Annotated in this window: 10 protein-coding genes and 1 tRNA gene; 5 read left to right on the plus strand and 6 right to left on the minus strand. The window is 67.6% G+C overall.

Annotation, left to right across the window (positions count from 1 at the left end):
- Nucleotides 1-427 precede the first annotated feature (427 nt).
- The 3 genes from AC1D2O_RS28560 to polA form a co-directional block, all read right to left on the minus strand.
- Nucleotides 428-1,327 (minus strand): LysR family transcriptional regulator, encoded by a 900-nt coding sequence (locus AC1D2O_RS28560; protein WP_478094360.1) that lies wholly within the window; start codon nucleotides 1,325-1,327, stop codon nucleotides 428-430.
- A gap of 68 nt (nucleotides 1,328-1,395) precedes the next feature.
- Entirely contained in the window at nucleotides 1,396-2,694 is a 1,299-nt protein-coding gene (locus AC1D2O_RS28565; protein ID WP_478094362.1) for a M20/M25/M40 family metallo-hydrolase, read from the minus strand.
- 133 nt (nucleotides 2,695-2,827) lie between these two features.
- Complete coding sequence (polA, locus tag AC1D2O_RS28570) at nucleotides 2,828-5,620, minus strand: DNA polymerase I (protein WP_478158280.1); 2,793 nt, start codon at nucleotides 5,618-5,620, stop codon at nucleotides 2,828-2,830.
- Between the two features lie 98 nt (nucleotides 5,621-5,718).
- Between polA and AC1D2O_RS28575 the strand changes: the two genes are divergently transcribed.
- The 3 genes from AC1D2O_RS28575 to AC1D2O_RS28585 are packed head-to-tail and all read left to right on the plus strand — an operon-like array spanning nucleotide 5,719 to nucleotide 7,945.
- Nucleotides 5,719-6,090, plus strand: a complete 372-nt coding sequence (locus AC1D2O_RS28575) for a hypothetical protein (protein ID WP_478158281.1) — start codon at nucleotides 5,719-5,721, stop codon at nucleotides 6,088-6,090.
- Between the two features lie 7 nt (nucleotides 6,091-6,097).
- The gene (locus AC1D2O_RS28580) at nucleotides 6,098-7,141 is read left to right on the plus strand and encodes a homoserine kinase (RefSeq protein ID WP_478158282.1); all 1,044 of its coding nucleotides are present in this window, start codon (nucleotides 6,098-6,100) and stop codon (nucleotides 7,139-7,141) included.
- Between the two features lie 9 nt (nucleotides 7,142-7,150).
- Nucleotides 7,151-7,945 carry a BPSS1780 family membrane protein gene (locus tag AC1D2O_RS28585; RefSeq protein WP_478094757.1) on the plus strand — a complete coding sequence of 265 codons (795 nt, stop codon included), beginning with the start codon at nucleotides 7,151-7,153 and terminating at the stop codon, nucleotides 7,943-7,945.
- Between the two features lie 131 nt (nucleotides 7,946-8,076).
- On the opposite strand, the gene AC1D2O_RS28590 is transcribed toward AC1D2O_RS28585, so the two are convergent.
- A complete protein-coding gene (locus AC1D2O_RS28590; protein WP_478158283.1) occupies nucleotides 8,077-10,449 on the minus strand; it encodes a UvrD-helicase domain-containing protein in 2,373 nt (790 codons plus the stop codon).
- Nucleotides 10,450-10,643: 194 nt separating this feature from the next.
- On the opposite strand from AC1D2O_RS28590, the gene AC1D2O_RS28595 reads away from it, so the two are divergent.
- A complete protein-coding gene (locus AC1D2O_RS28595; RefSeq protein WP_478091775.1) occupies nucleotides 10,644-11,621 on the plus strand; it encodes a GMP reductase in 978 nt (325 codons plus the stop codon).
- 16 nt (nucleotides 11,622-11,637) lie between these two features.
- Here the strand turns inward: AC1D2O_RS28595 and AC1D2O_RS28600 are convergent, their stop codons facing one another.
- A complete protein-coding gene (locus tag AC1D2O_RS28600; RefSeq protein ID WP_478158284.1) occupies nucleotides 11,638-12,504 on the minus strand; it encodes an alpha/beta hydrolase in 867 nt (288 codons plus the stop codon).
- A gap of 89 nt (nucleotides 12,505-12,593) precedes the next feature.
- Here AC1D2O_RS28600 and AC1D2O_RS28605 point away from each other — a divergent pair.
- Nucleotides 12,594-12,669: transfer RNA gene (locus AC1D2O_RS28605), tRNA-Ala, on the plus strand.
- A 242-nt stretch (nucleotides 12,670-12,911) separates the two neighbouring features.
- On the opposite strand, the gene AC1D2O_RS28610 is transcribed toward AC1D2O_RS28605, so the two are convergent.
- Nucleotides 12,912-15,347: a DUF6351 family protein gene (locus tag AC1D2O_RS28610; protein WP_478091772.1), complete on the minus strand. Its 2,436-nt coding sequence runs from the start codon at nucleotides 15,345-15,347 to the stop codon at nucleotides 12,912-12,914.
- Nucleotides 15,348-15,500: the final 153 nt, after the last annotated feature.

Raw genomic sequence — 15,500 nt, forward strand, 5'->3', positions numbered from 1 at the left:
CGGCTGCCCTGCGCTGCTCGCGGTACGCGGGGTCTCGCTCAAACTCGCTCCGCTGCGCTCCACTCAAACAGTCGCGAGCCCTGATCCGCGCACCGCTGCGCTGCTCGGCGGTGCCTCAACGGCCGGCCCAGGGCATACCGCCCACCGCCGTGGACACGCTGGGGTTGCATTGCGACGCTGGAGGCGCAGCTGGCCGTTGAACACCCCGAAGCCCGGCATGCGGTGCGGGACGGGCGATCCCCTCTGCGCCGCTGAGGAGCGCAGCTTCAGGCGGATAAGGGCCGCGCGTGTTTGAGCGCAGCGAGTTTGCGCGGACCCCGCCTGAAGCGAGCACCGCAAGGCAGCCCGAAGGGCCGGCGCAGTGGGGTCGCTCGGCCCGTACCGCGTGACGGGCGCTCTTCCAAGGGACAAGGCAGACCCAACGCGCCTAGTTCATCCCCTCGATCGCCTCCCGCATGCACCGCGTGATGCTCCGCACCGCGACCGAATCCGGCCGCCCGGCGAAGCGCAGCGCGCGGATCGGCACCGGGATATGGGGCTCCAGCGTCAGCACGTCGACCTTGTCCCGATCGGCCGAGCTCGCGGTGCAGCCGTCGACCAGCGCCACGCCCAGCCCGTGATGCGCCATCGCCAGCGCCGCGTGATAGGTCTGCACCGTCACCACCGCCTGGAAGCCGACGCCAGCCTGCCGGCAGGCCTGGCTCAGGCTGGTGCCGACAGGGTCGCGGCTGTCGAGGCCGACCACCGGCAGCTTCACGAGGTCGTGCAGCGCCACCGAGCCGTTGCGCAGCAGCGGCTGCGGCAGCATGCCCTTGGGCGCGATGCAGACCATGCGGCTGTCGGCCAGTTCCTCCTGCGTCAGCGAGGGGTGCACCGCCGGGCTGAACGCGAACCCCACGTCGGCTTCCTGCAGCAGCAGCGCCGACATGATCTGCGGCGAATGCAGCGACTCGACCGTCACCGCGATCGCCGGATGCTGCTCGCGAAATCGCTTGAGCGCGCGCGGCAGCACCTCGTAGCTGAGCGCGAGCACGCTCAGGATGCGCAGTTCGCCCGCCTCGCTGGCGGTGCGCAGATTGGCGGCGAGACGCTGCACCTCGTCGAGTTGCGCAAACAGCCGCTCGATGTGCGGATACAGCGTCAGCGCCTCGGTGGTCGGCGCGAGCCTGCCCTTGGCGCGCTGGAACAGCGGGAAGCCGAGCTGGATCTCGGCATGCTGCAGGGTCCGGCTGACCGCCGGCTGCGTGATGTTGATCAGCCGCGCCGCCGCGCTCACGCTGCCCGTGAGCATGATCGCGTTGAAGACCTCGATGTGGCGCAGGCGCATGGAATCAGGCCTGCGCCCCCTCGGGCGGCAGCGACGACACGAAGTGCGGCGCGTGGGGGCTTTTCACCTCAGGGCGCCGGACGTCCGACCTTGCCGCGCGAGATGTCCATGATCAACTGCGCCGAGAGGTACAGCCGCGGCTCGATCGAATCGACCAGCACGTACTCGGCATCGGCCGAATGGGCGCCGAAGCCCTGCAGGCCGAAGCGCTCGACCACCGCCGCCTTGGTCTTCAGTGCCGCGAAGGCGGCATCGGTGCCGCCGCCGGCGACCTTGTCGTCCGCGCCGAGCTCGCGGCCCAGCTCCTTGTAGATCTGCTGCGCATGCAGCGCCAGCGCGCGCGAGGCGTCGGTGGCCTCGAGCGGCGGGCGGCGGCGCTCGAACTTCATCTCGACCTTGGCCTGCGGCACCAGCTGCTTCTTGACGCGCTCCTGGATCTGCTGCTCGATGCGGTCGTAGTCGCTGACCTTCAGCACCCGCACGTCGGCACCGGCCGTGGCGCTGGCCGGGATCACGTTGCGGTTGCTGCCCGCGCGCGAGATGGTCCAGTTCATCTTGAGCCCCGTCGCCGGATCGGACAGGTCGCGCATCTGCAGGATCTGGTGCGACAGCTCGTACAGCGCATTCACGCCCTGCTCCGGCGCCGAGCCCGCATGCGAGGCCTTGCCCGTGACATGCAGCGTGACCGAGGCGATGCCCGCGGTGGCCAGCGAGAGCTTGTCGCCCTGGACCGGGGCGCCTTCGTACGACAGCACGACGTCGTGCTCGCCGCCCAGCTTCGTGATCAGCTGACGGCCGCCGGGCGAACTGATCTCCTCGTCGCCGTTGATCAGCACCGTGAGCGTGCCGTACTCCTTGAAGTCCATCGCCTTCAGCAGCGCCAGCGTATGGGCGATCACCGCGATGCCCTGCTTGTCGTCGGCGATGCCCAGGCCATAGGCCTTGTCGCCCTCGACGCGGAAGGGCTGCTTGTTCAGCATGCCGATCTGGTAGACCGTGTCCATGTGGGCGATGAGCATGATCTTCTTCGTGCCCGTGCCCTTGAAAGTCGCGCGCACGACCTTGCCGATCTTCTCGGGCGTGTCTTCCATGCGGTAGGCCTCGGCCGAGGGATCGATCAGCTCGACCTGGCCGCCGAGCGCGCGGAACTTGTCGGCGATCAGGTTGGCGATCTTGTCGAGGCCCTCGAGGTCGCGGCTGCCCGATTCGATCGAGACCAGCTGGTTCAGCGTCTCGAGCAGCGCGGGCTTTTCCTTGGCAGCGAGCGTGGCGATGCGTTCGTCGGGGGCGGCCGACGCAACGGTACAGGCGGCGACGAGCGCAACGAGGGCGAAGCCCCCGCGCATCAAAGCGGTTGCAGTCTTCATTTGATTCTCAGGTCTCCCAAAAAAAACATCTCCAGAAACACCGCGGAACCGGCTTTGCCGGGCCGCTGGTGTTGCCCCCGGTAGGGGGTGGGCGGGCTACACGAAGTGAGCCCAACCTGGGGGCGAGCCAAATCTAATGCGCTTTGTCCCAATTGGGACCAAAGCCGATTTCCGCGAGCAGCGGCACCCTGAGGTCCGCCACGCCCGCCATGAGGCGCGGGATCTCGGTGCGGACCCATTCGACTTCCGCTTCGGGCACCTCGAACACCAGTTCGTCGTGCACCTGCATGATCATCTTCGTGCCGCGCTGCTCGGCGTCGAGCACCTGCTGCACCTTGACCATGCTGAGCTTGATCAGGTCGGCCGCGGTGCCCTGCATCGGCGCGTTGATCGCGGCCCGCTCGGCGCCGCCGCGGCGCGGACCGTTGGGCGAGTTGATCTCGGGCAGGTAGAGCCGGCGGCCGAACACGGTCTCCACATAGCCCTTCTCCTTGGCCAGCGCCTTGGTCTCGTCCATGTAGACCTTCACGCCCGGATAGCGCGCGAAATAGCGCTCGATGTAGGAGGCCGCGGCCTTGGTCTCGATGCCCAGGTTGCGTGCCAGCCCGAAGCTGCTCATGCCGTAGATCAATCCGAAGTTGATGACCTTCGCATAGCGGCGCTGCTCGCTCGACACCTGATCGACCGGCACGCCGAAGACTTCGCCCGCGGTCGCGCGGTGCACGTCGATGCCCTCGGTGAAGGCGCGCAGCAGCGATTCATCGCCGCTGATGTGGGCCATGATGCGCAGCTCGATCTGCGAGTAGTCCGAGCTCGCGATCACGCGGCCGGCGGGCGCCACGAAGGCTTCGCGCACGCGCCGGCCTTCGGGCGTCCGGATCGGGATGTTCTGCAGGTTCGGGTCGTTGCTCGACAGCCGCCCGGTCACCGCCACGGCCTGCGCGTAGTGCGTGTGCACGCGGCCGCTGCGCGGGTTCGCCAGCAGGCCCAGCTTGTCGGTATAGGTGCCCTTGAGCTTGGAAAGGCCGCGATGCTCGAGGATCTTGGCGGGCAGCGGGAAGTCCTCGGCCAGCTTCTCGAGCACCTCCTCGTCGGTGCTCGGCGCGCCGCTCGGCGTCTTCTTGAGGACCGGCAGGCCGAGCTTGGTGAAGAACACTTCGCCGATCTGCTTCGGCGAGCCGAGGTTGAAGGGCTGGCCCGCGAGCTCGTAGGCCTCCTGCTCGAGCGCCATGATGCGCTTGCCGAGTTCGTTGCTCTGCGACGCCAGCGTCGGCGCGTCGATCAGCACGCCATTGCGCTCGATCCGGTAGAGCGTCTCGCTGGAGGCGATCTCCAGTTCGTAGATGAAGCGCAGCTTCTCGTCGGCCTCGAGCCGGGGCCAGAGCACGCGGTGCACGTCGAGCGTCTGGTCGGAGTCCTCGCAGGAATACTCGGCCGCCTTGTCGATCGCCACCTGGCTGAAGGAAATCTGGTGCGCGCCCTTGCCACAGAGGTCCTCGTAGTCGATGCCGCTGCGGCCCAGGTGCCGCTCGGCAAGGCTCGCCAGGCCATGCGGCTTGTGCACTTCGAGCACGTAGCTCTGCAGCATGGTGTCGTGTGCGTAGCCCTGCACCTCGATGCCGTGGTTGGCGAACACATGGCGGTCGTACTTGACGTGCTGGCCCAGCTTCTTCTTCGCGCCGTTCTCCAGCCAGGGCCGGAGCTTCGCGAGGACTTCGTCGCGCGGCAGCTGCGCCGGCGCGTCGGGGTAGTTGTGGGCCACCGGAATGTAGGCCGCCTCGCCGGGCTTGACGCTGAAGCTCAGGCCGACGATCTCGGCGCGCATCTCGTCGAGCGAGGTGGTCTCGGTGTCGATCGCGACCAGCTCGGCGTCCTCGATCTTCGCCAGCCAGGCGTCGAAAGCCTCCCAGGTCATGACCGTGTCGTAGGCCAGGTTGCTCACCTTCTCGGCGGCTTCCTGGGCGGGATCGCTGAACAGGTCGATGCCGCCTTCGGGCCCCTTGCGCTTCTTGTTCTCCTCGATCAACTCGGGCGGCACCGCATGCGACTCGAGCGACTTGACCAGGCTCTTGAAGCCGAACTGCTCGTAGAAGTCCTTGAGCGCATCGGTCTGCTGCACGCCGATGGCAATCCCCTCCAGCGCCGGCAGGCCGCTCACGTGTTCGCCGAGATCGCAGTCGGTGCGGATGGTGACGAGGCGCCGGCCCTGGGGCAGCCAGTCGAGCGCGCGGCGGAGGTTCTCGCCGGCCTGGCCCTTGACCTCGTCGGCGCGCGCGATCAGGGCCTCGAGCGAGCCGTATTCGAGCAGCCATTTGGCCGCGGTCTTCGGGCCGACCTTCTGGACGCCGGGCACGTTGTCGACGGTATCGCCCACCAGCGTCTGGTAGTCGATCATCAGCTTCGGCGGCACGCCGAATTCGGCTGTCACGCCCGCCACGTCGCGCTTCTTGCCGTTCATCGTGTCGATGATCGTGATGTGTTCGTCCACCAGCTGGCTCATGTCCTTGTCGCCGCTGGACACGATCACCTCGATGCCCTGGTCGGCGGCGGTCCGCGCCAGCGTCCCGATCACATCGTCGGCCTCGACCCCGGACACGCACAGCACCGGCCAGCCGAGCATCCGGACCACCTGGTGGATCGGCTCGACCTGGCTGCGCAGGTCGTCCGGCATCGGCGAGCGGTTGGCCTTGTAGTCTGGGTACCAGTCGTCGCGGAAGGTCTTGCCGGGCGCGTCGAAGACGCAGGCCGCGTAGTCGGCCCGCACCTCACGCCGCAGCGCCTGCATCATGTTGATCATCCCGCGGATGGCCCCGGTGGCCGGGCTGCTGTTGTCGCCCGGAACGGCGCGCAGATCGGGCATCGCGTGGAAGGCGCGATAGAGGTAGCTCGATCCGTCGACGAGCAGCAGCGTTTTCTTGTCGGTCATCGGGCCATTTTGCCGTGCCTCGCGGGCTCCCCCGGAAGGCTGAAAAGATCGGCACTTACTTCTATCTCCGGGCCGGGCGCGGACCTACAATCCCACGCATGTCCTCCTCCATGCTCCTCGTTCGCCTCGCCACGCTCGTGCTGGCCTGTGCCGCGCCCGTCGCTGTCGTTTTTGCGCAAAACCCGCAGCCGTCGGCCCCGGCGCCCGCCCAGGGACAGCAGGACCCGGACAAGGCGGCCGGCCGCCAGAACCAGAGGATCGAGCGCATCCACACCGAGGACAGCGGCGCCACCATCGACGAACTGCGCGTCGGCGGCCAGACCCAGGACATCACGGTCAAGCCCAAGAACAACGCCCCGGCCTACCAGGTCATGCCCAACGCCGAAGAACGCGTGCGCAACCAGGGCCAGTCCGACTCCAGCGCGGGCGAAGGCGGCTCGCGCGTCTGGTGGAACGTCTTCAAGTTCTGAGCGCGCAGTGGCGGTTTTCACGGAAGTCGGATTCGACGAAGCCGACGCGCTCGTCCAGCGCCTGGGTCTCGGCCCCCTGACCGCCCTCAAGGGCATCGAGGGCGGCATCGAGAACACGAACTACTTCGCCAGCACCGAGGCCGGCGAGTTCGTCCTCACCCTGTTCGAGCGCCTGGGCGCCGAACAGCTCCCCTACTACCTCTGCCTGATGAAGCACCTGGCGGCCCACGGCATCCCGGTGCCCGAGCCGCTGGCCGACCCGGACGTCGCGGCGCACAAGGGCCATCCGCTGTCGATCCCGGCCAACGCGCCCTGCGAGTTGCTGCACACGGTGGCCGGCAAGCCGGCGGCGGTGGTCCAGCGCCTGAACGGCAAGAGCGAACTGGCACCGACGGCGGCCCATTGCGCCGAACTCGGGCGGCTGCTGGCCCGCATGCATCTGGCGGGCCGCGACTACCCGCGCATCCAGCCCAACCTGCGCGGCCTGCCCTGGTGGAACGACACCGCGCCGGTGGTGCTGCCCTACCTGGAGGCCGCTCAGGCTGGACTGCTGCGCAGCGAACTGGCCTACCAGAATCACGTGGCCGAATCCTCGGCCTATGCTGCGCTGCCGCGCGGGCCGGTGCATGCCGACCTGTTCCGCGACAACGCGATGTTCGACACCCACGCCAGCGCCGACGCGCCGCGCCTCACGGGTGTCTTCGATTTCTATTTCGCCGGCGCCGACAGCTGGCTGTTCGACATCGCCGTGTGCCTCAACGACTGGGCCATCGACCTCGCCAGCGGCCGCCACGATGCCGCGCGGGCCGACGCCCTGCTGGCCGCCTACGGCACCGTGCGCCCCCTGACCGGCGCCGAGCGTGCGCTGCTGCCCGCCATGCTGCGGGCCGCGGCGCTGCGCTTCTGGATCTCGCGCCTGTGGGACTTCCACCTCCCGCGCGAGGCGAGCATGCTCAAGGCCCACGACCCGACGCACTTCGAGCGTGTGCTGCGGGAACGCGCGCACGCCTCCTTCGAATTTGCGTCCGGCGCCGATGCGCTGGCCGCCTGACCGGATCCGATGAAACTCAATCTCGTGCCCGCGCGTACCGGTGTGCTGTGGGTCCGTAGCGGGCTCAAGGCCTTCGCGAAGCAGCCGCTGGCCTTCATCTCGCTGTTCTTCTTCTTCATGGCGATGGTGTCGATCGCCTCGCAGGTGCCGTTGATCGGCGCCGCCATCGCCCTGATGCTGCTGCCCACCATGACGCTGGGCCTCATGGCGGCGACGCAGCAGGCCTCCGGGCCCGAAAAACCGCCGGCCGGCACCGTGTTCCTGGCAGCGCTCCACGCGATCCGCGCCGATGTGCGGCCGATGGCGGTGCTGGGCGCGCTCTACGCTGCGCTGTTCCTGCTGGTCATGGCGATCTCTGCGCTGGCCGACGGCGGCCAGTTCGCCCGCGTCTACCTGCTCGGCGGCCCGCTCACGCGCGAACTGGCGGAATCGACCGAATTCCAGGTCGCGCTGTGGATCGCCATGGGCCTGTACCTGCCGCTGTCGCTGGCCTTCTGGCATGCGCCCGCACTGGTGCACTGGCACCGCGTGCCGCCGGCCAAGAGCCTGTTCTTCAGCTTCGTGGCCTGCTTCAAGAATTTCGGCGCCCTCACCGTGTTCGGCCTGGCCTGGGTCGGCGTCTTCATCGGCGCCGGCATCGTGCTGAGCCTGCTCGCCAGCCTGCTGGTCGCGGTCGGCGCGATGGGCGCCGGCGAAGGCGCCGCGGCGATCGGCGGCGCCCTGATGATCGGCGGCGCGCTGGTGATGGCCGCGATGTTCTTCACCAGCACCTGGTTCACGTTCAGGGACTCCTTCACGGAATAGGCTCGCCCCCAGGTTGGGCTCACTGCGTGTAGCCCGCCCACCCCCTACCGGGGGCAACACCAGCGGCCCGGCGAAGCCGGTTCCGCGGTGTTTCACCAACGGGCCTGGCTGCGCCGGCCGACCCAACTGGATCAGACAGGCGTGAGTTTGGCGACCGACAAGGCCAACCACTTGACGCCATGGCGCGGGAAATTGACTTGCGCCCGCGCATCGTCGCCGCTGCCTTCCAGCGCGGTCACGGTGCCTTCGCCGAACTTGTTGTGGAACACCTGCATGCCCGAGCGCAGGCCGTGCGACGGCGCGGCCTTCTGGGGCGGCACCGGCGGACTGGCGAAGCTGTCCTTGCTGCTGAAACCGCCCGACCCGCCGCGCGTCGTCGCGTACCCGCCGCCATAGCCGAAAGCCGACGGCGCGAAGCCCTGGTTCTTCGGCGTCAGCCACTTCAGGGCGCCTTCGGGCAGCTCGTCGAAGAAGCGGCTCTTGAGGTTGTAGCGGGTCTGGCCGTGCAGCATCCGGGTCTGCGAATGGCTCATGTAGAGCCGCTGGCGCGCCCGCGTGATGGCCACGTACATCAGCCGCCGTTCCTCCTCGAGGCTCTCGTTGTCGCTCATCGAGTTCTCGTGCGGGAACAGGCCTTCCTCCATGCCGGTGATGAAGACGCAGTCGAACTCGAGGCCCTTGGCGGCATGCACCGTCATCAGCTGCACCGCATCCTGGCCGGCCTGGGCCTGGTTGTCGCCCGATTCCAGCGCCGCATGGGTCAGGAAGGCGGCCAGCGGGCTCAGGGTTTCGCCGGTCTCGGCGTCGGGCGCCAGCGGTTCGTCGAGCAGCGCCCGGTTCGGATCCAGCCCCTGGCTGGCCGGCGACTGGCGCAGTTCGTCGACCGGCAGCGCCACCGCATCGCGGCCGAAGCCCTCCTGGGTCACGAAGCTCTCGGCCGCGTTCACCAGTTCTTCCAGATTCTCGATCCGGTCGGCGCCTTCGCGGTCGGCCTTGAAGTGCTCGATCAGGCCGCTGTGGTCAAGCACCAGTTCGATGATCTGGCGCAGCGACTGCCCCTCGGTCTGCTCGCGCAGCACGTCGATCTTCGCGACGAAGGCCGACAGGTTGGCGCCGGCCTTGCCGCCGACCGCGTTCACGGCGTCGTGCATCGAGCGGCCGGCCGCACGGGCCGCGTCCTGCAACTGCTCGATGCTGCGCGCGCCGATGCCGCGCGGCGGAAAATTGACGATCCGCAGGAAGCTGGTGTCGTCGTCCTTGTTCTCGAGCAGCCGCAGGTAGGCCAGGGCATGCTTGATTTCGGCCCGCTCGAAGAAGCGCAGGCCGCCATACACGCGGTACGGCACCGAGGCGTTGAACAACGCGGTCTCGATCACCCGGCTCTGCGCGTTGCTGCGGTAGAGCACGGCCATCTCCTTGCGGTCGATGCCGTCGCGCACCAGCTGGCGCATCTCCTCGACCATCCACTGCGCCTCGGCGAAGTCGCTGGTCGACTCGTAGACGCGCACCGGCTCGCCGGGACCCTGGTCGGTGCGCAGGCTCTTGCCGAGCCGCTTGGTGTTGTGGCTGATCAGCGCGTTGGCCGAATCGAGGATGTTGCTGAAGCTGCGGTAGTTCTGCTCGAGCTTGATCTGGTGCGAGACGTCGAACTCGCGCACGAAGTCGGCCATGTTGCCCACCCGCGCGCCGCGGAAGGCATAGATGCTCTGGTCGTCGTCGCCGACCGCGATCACGCTGTTGTCGCCCGGCACGAAGCTGCCTTCGGTGGTCGTGCCCGCGAGCATCTTGATCCAGGCGTACTGCAGCCGGTTGGTGTCCTGGAACTCGTCGATCAGGATGTGGCGGAAGCGCCGCTGGTAGTGCGCGCGAACCGGGTCGTTGTCGCGCAGCAGTTCGTAGCTGCGCAGCATCAGCTCGCCGAAATCGACCACGCCCTCACGCTGGCATTGTTCTTCGTACAACTGGTAGAGCTCGACCTTCTTGCGGTCGTCGTCGCTGCGGACCTCGACGTCGCGCGGGCGCAGGCCGTCTTCCTTGGCACCGGCGATGAACCATTGCGTCTGCTTGGCCGGGAAGCGCTCGTCGTCGACGTTGAACTGCTTCATCAGGCGCTTAATGGCCGAGAGCTGGTCCTGCGTGTCGAGGATCTGGAAGGTGGACGGCAGGTTGGCGAGCTTCCAGTGGGCACGCAGGAAGCGGTTGCACAGGCCGTGGAAGGTGCCGATCCACATGCCGCGCACATTGACCGGCAGCATCGCGCCCAGCCGCGTCATCATTTCCTTGGCGGCTTTGTTGGTGAAGGTGACGGCCAGGATGCCGCCCGGCGACACCTGGCCGGTCTGCAGCAGCCAGGCGATGCGGGTGGTCAGCACCCGGGTCTTGCCGGAACCGGCGCCAGCCAGGATCAGCGCATTGCCGGCCGGAAGCGTCACGGCGGCGAGCTGCTCGGGGTTGAGATTTTGGAGCAGCGGCGAATCTGCGGCGGGCGCGAGGTCGGTGAACATCCGTCGATTGTAGAAAGCACAGCGTATGGGGGGTATATGAAGGGCCGTTGCCTCCTTTTCGGCACGGGCGTGTAAAATCAGTCACCGGGCCCAAGTTTCTTGCGCCCGGTTTTTTGTGCGCGTTTTCCGTTTCGCGAGAACGCCCGAATACCGGCCGGACCAAGCGCTCAATTCACCCTTCCAGGAGCTTGGTTATGCAGATCTTCGACTACGACAACATCCTCTTGCTGCCGCGCAAATGCGTGGTGGAAAGCCGCTCCGAGTGCGACGCCAGCGTCACGCTGGGCGGCCGCAGCTTCCGCATCCCGACGGTGCCGGCCAACATGAAGACCGTGGTCGACGAGACCATCTGCACCTGGCTGGCGAAGAACGGCTACTTCTACGTGATGCATCGCTTCGACCTCGACAACCTGAAGTTCGTCAAGGACATGCACGCCCAGGGCGTGTTCGCGTCGATCTCGCTCGGCGTCAAGAAGCCCGACTACGAGACCGTCGACCAGATGGTCGCCGCCGGCCTGGAGCCCGAATACATCACGATCGACATCGCGCACGGCCATGCCGACAGCGTGAAGAACATGATCGGCTACCTCAAGAAGAAGCTGCCGAAGAGCTTCGTGATCGCCGGCAACGTCGGCACGCCCGAGGCCGTGATCGACCTGGAAAACTGGGGCGCCGACGCCACCAAGGTCGGCATCGGCCCGGGCAAGGTCTGCATCACCAAGCTCAAGACCGGTTTCGGCACCGGCGGCTGGCAGCTGTCGGCGCTCAAGTGGTGCGCGCGCGTGGCGACCAAGCCGATCATTGCCGACGGCGGCATCCGCGACCACGGCGACATCGCCAAGAGCATCCGCTTCGGCGCCTCGATGGTGATGATCGGCTCGCTGTTCGCGGGCCACGAGGAATCGCCGGGCCAGACGGTGGAGGTCGACGGCGCCCTCTTCAAGGAATACTACGGCTCGGCCAGCGACTTCAACAAGGGCGAGTACAAGCACGTCGAGGGCAAGCGCATCCTCGAGCCGATCAAGGGCAAGCTGGCCGACACGCTGGTCGAGATGGAGCAGGACATCCAGAGCTCGATCAGCTACGCGGGCGGCCGCAAGCTGATGGACATCCGCAAGGTCAACTACGTCATGCTGGGCGGCGACAACGCCGGCGAGCACCTGCTGATGTAAAGGTAAAGCCGCGGCCTCAGGCCTCGAGCAGCTGCGCCGCCAGCTGGTGCAGCCGATGCGCCGGATCGGCCAGCGCATCGACGATGCTGAAATGGTTGCGTCCCGGCATCAGTTCGCACACCGGCACGGTGCGCGAGCCCCAGGCATCGCGGATCAGCGTGTTCTGGCGCTTGAATTCCTCGCTCTCGTCGCCGCCGGCGATCGCCCAGAGCCGGCCGCGCGCCGGCGCCGGCCACAGCGCCGGGCTCAGGCGCCGGGCCGCGTCGTCCGTCAGGCGCAACGCGTCGGCGATGAAGGGCGCGTGCTGCAAGGGCCGCAGGTCGTGCACGCCCGAGACCGACAGCGCGTTGCGCACCAGCGCCGCGGGTAGATCCGGCGCCACGGCCTTCCAGTCGCAACCCAGCAGCATCGCCGCCAGGTGGCCGCCCGCCGAATGGCCGGAAACCGTGATGCGCGAGGGGTCGCCGCCGTGGGCCGCGACGTGGCGCCAGACCCATTCGAGCGCGCGCACCATCTGCAGCGCAATGTCGTCGATGCCCACCGGCTGCTCGGGCGTGCCGGGGCACAGCGCGTAGTTCGGCAGCACCACGCAGACGCCGCGGTCGTTGAAGGCGCGCGCGATGAAGGAGTGCTGGCTCTTGTCGAGCGAGCGCCAGTAGCCGCCGTGGATGAACACCAGCACGGGCGCGTCGGGCACTGGCGCCGGGAAGACGTCGAGCATCTCGCCGGGCCCGTCGCCGTAACGCAGGTCGACATGGCAGGGCTGCGCGGCGCGGGTCGCGGCGGACTCCGCCGCCCAGCGCTCTAAGTACGCGGGATGGTCCGGCACCAGCGCGCGGTTGTTGTACATGCGGTCCAGCCAGGACGGATCGGACGAAACCATCTGCTCTTGCTCCGTGGGTGACGAGGCGCGCATCTTGACATGCCGGCGTGCAAGAACTGGCCGGTTCTGGTTAGAATTCGAATTGCGTTGGGGGGGTAGCTCAGCTGGGAGAGCGCCGCGTTCGCAATGCGGAGGTCGTGAGTTCGATCCTCATCCTCTCCACCAACATTCCAGCATTCATGCGGGTGCCGGAGCCCATCGGCCCTCTTGCCCCGCATCGACTCCCACTCCGGAAGACCGGCGTTGCCGCCTCGCAACGCGGCGGGCTGCACGTTGCCGTTACCTGACGACAACGGCCAGCCAAGAATGAAAAACCTGGACCTGCCCGACACGGGAAACCGGTATTGCCGGGCGAATCGAGGCGCTGCGCCGGGCGGACTGAAGCCCCCCGGCGCCTCCGGCGCGGCTCAGGGCGCGCCCTGCCCCGGCTTCGCGTAGTCGCAGACCCCTTCGGGGAAGATGGCATTGAGCTTCTGGATCTCCGCCGACGCGGGCTTCCAGGCGCCATAGGTGCCATCGGCGAGCGCCGTGTCCACCGACTTCAGCGCGCACTTGAAGATGCCGCCCTCGATCGGCCCGCCGGCCACGATGCGCGAAGTCCCGTACATCGGGAAGGCCTGGGTGCAGACGCCCTTGGCCTTGGTGTCGAGCACCCCGTCCCAGACCTCGGCGCCCTTGGCCATCAGCACGCCGCTCGCGTCGAAGCAGCTGTCCATCGCGCGCTCGGGCCGGTTGTCGGCCACGCTGCGGGTCGGATTGGCGCGGATCTTCGTCATCCACTCGTCGATGACCTCGAGGGACATCGGCGTCTGGTCGAACTCGGTGCTCGCGCCGCGCGTCTCGGTGAACCAGATCGCCTGGTGGTCGGAGCTGCCCATCTTCGCGCGGATGCGCTTGCGGATCGCGAACGACTGGTGCACGTTGTGCATGTTGAGCTTCTGCTCGAGGTAGGGGTGCCAGTCGATGGTCGGGATGTCGGTCTGTCCGGTGAAGACCAGGCCCGAGCGCTGCAGCGCCTTGATGGCTTCGAGGTCGCCGTGGGTGCGCGCTGCCGGCACGTCCGGCGCGGCCGCGTTCCATGCGTTCATGTTGCGGGCGCCCCAGGGGTCGAAGTAGCCAGGCACGGTGATGGCCTTCTGCACCTCGGCATCGCCGGTGCCGTTGTACGGGAAGCCCTCGGCCACCATCTCGCTCATCCGCTTCCAGCCGCCCACCTTCAGGTTGAGGTCGAGGAACTCGGTCGCGGAGATCTTCCCGTCCTTCATCGACTGCAGGCCGTACTGCACGCCGACGTTGTCCCAGGTGGAGCGCGGGTAGCCGTCGGCGCCGATGCCGTAGACGTTGCGCACGTCGTCGAAGTGGCTGAACGGAATGGGGCCGAAGGCCGCCATGTCCATGCGCGCGGCGCCCTTGACCATGATGTCGTCGGCATCGAACTTCGGGTTCATGGCGCCGGCCGTCAGGCCCATCCAGGCTTTGCGGCATTCGGTCGAACCGGTGGCCATCCTGACGTTCGGCAGGGCGGGCTGGAGATCGATGAAGGGATTGCGGACGCCCTCCTCCGCATTCAATCCCACCAGCCAGGTGCGGTTCTTGATGGAACTGGTCCACTTGTCGTTGGCGCGATTGGTGACGTCCATGTAGTACTCGAGCAGCTCGCAGTCGCCGACGTGCGGGATCTGTCCGACCATGTCGGGGTAGGGCTGCTGGGCGATCGCCGCATCGATCAGTCCCGGATGGTTCTGCGGATACAGGTACTGCTGGATGCCGCCGCCCGAGGCGCCGAGGCCGACCGTGTAGAGCGGCACGCCGTAGCGCTTGATGAAGCCTTCCTTGGTCATCAGCGCGGTCTCGCCGCCGAGGATCATGTCGTAGTGCTCGCCGGTGCGGTTGCCGGTCGAATAGGCCATGGCATAGCCCTTGCCGATCGCCTCGACCAGGCCGGCTCGCGCGTCCGGTCCGCCCTGGTAGTGGCCGAAGCCGACGCCGCCCTGGAAGTGATAGACCAGCCGCTTGTTCCACAGGCTCAGGTCGGGCCGCGTCGGGTCTTCGCCGAAGGGCGCGAGCATCACGTACTGGTAGATGAAGCGGTTGATGGTGCCGCGCTCCCAGCGCACGATGAAGTCGACCTCGCGCCCGTCGGTCAGTTTGGTCTTCGCAATGTCGGCCGGGCGCGAGCCGTCGGCCGGCATCGGCTTGTAGTTGTTGTGGCTGGTGCCGCCGATGGGCAGGTAGTAGTAGCGCACATAGGACGCGATCGAGCAGTTGCGGCTGTAGCCGATGGTGGCGCCGCCGCTGTCCTTGACCGCGTAGTACTTGGGATCGGTGGTGTCGACCAGCGGCTCCTTGCCGAGGTCAGTGAGCACCGTGCAGACGAAGGGCTCCTGCTTCGGCCCTGCGAACATCGGGCCGGTGATCGGATGATTGGTCAGCGTGAGCGTGTCCACCTTGCCGCGGGTCCTGTGGCGCAGTTCGAGCGTGTTCGCGCCGAGCACGAGTCCGGCCACCAGGCCTTCGAGACGGTCCGCGCTCGATGCGAGGGTGGGGGCGATCTTCGCGCCGTTGAGCCACAGCTCGACCTGCTCATGCTCCGCCTGCGGCGCGAACACGGCGATGCGGGCATCCCCGCCCGACACGTATTCGGGCTTGCTGGACAGCACCTGCAGCGAGATCTTCGACGGCACCGGCGTCGATGGCGGCACCCCGGCGGAGGGCGATGGGTTGGTCGGCGGGGGCGCGCTGGACGACGGAACGAAGGGGATGCCGCCCCCACCACCACCGCCGCACGCGGCCATCACGATCGCACCGGCCGCGCAGGCCGCGATCTGTTTCCATGAACTCATGCAGGTCTCCTCATTGCTCTTGTGGACCGGGCAGGGTCGCCACGGCAGCCGCTCCCCCCGGGGTGCGGTCGATGCTAGGGAGCCGTGGAAAGACGCACAAGTCAGCGACCCGGGCGGTCGCTGTCAGATTTCGATGACAAGGGTCGAGGGCGC

This window comes from Variovorax sp. P1_G12, assembly GCF_056405555.1.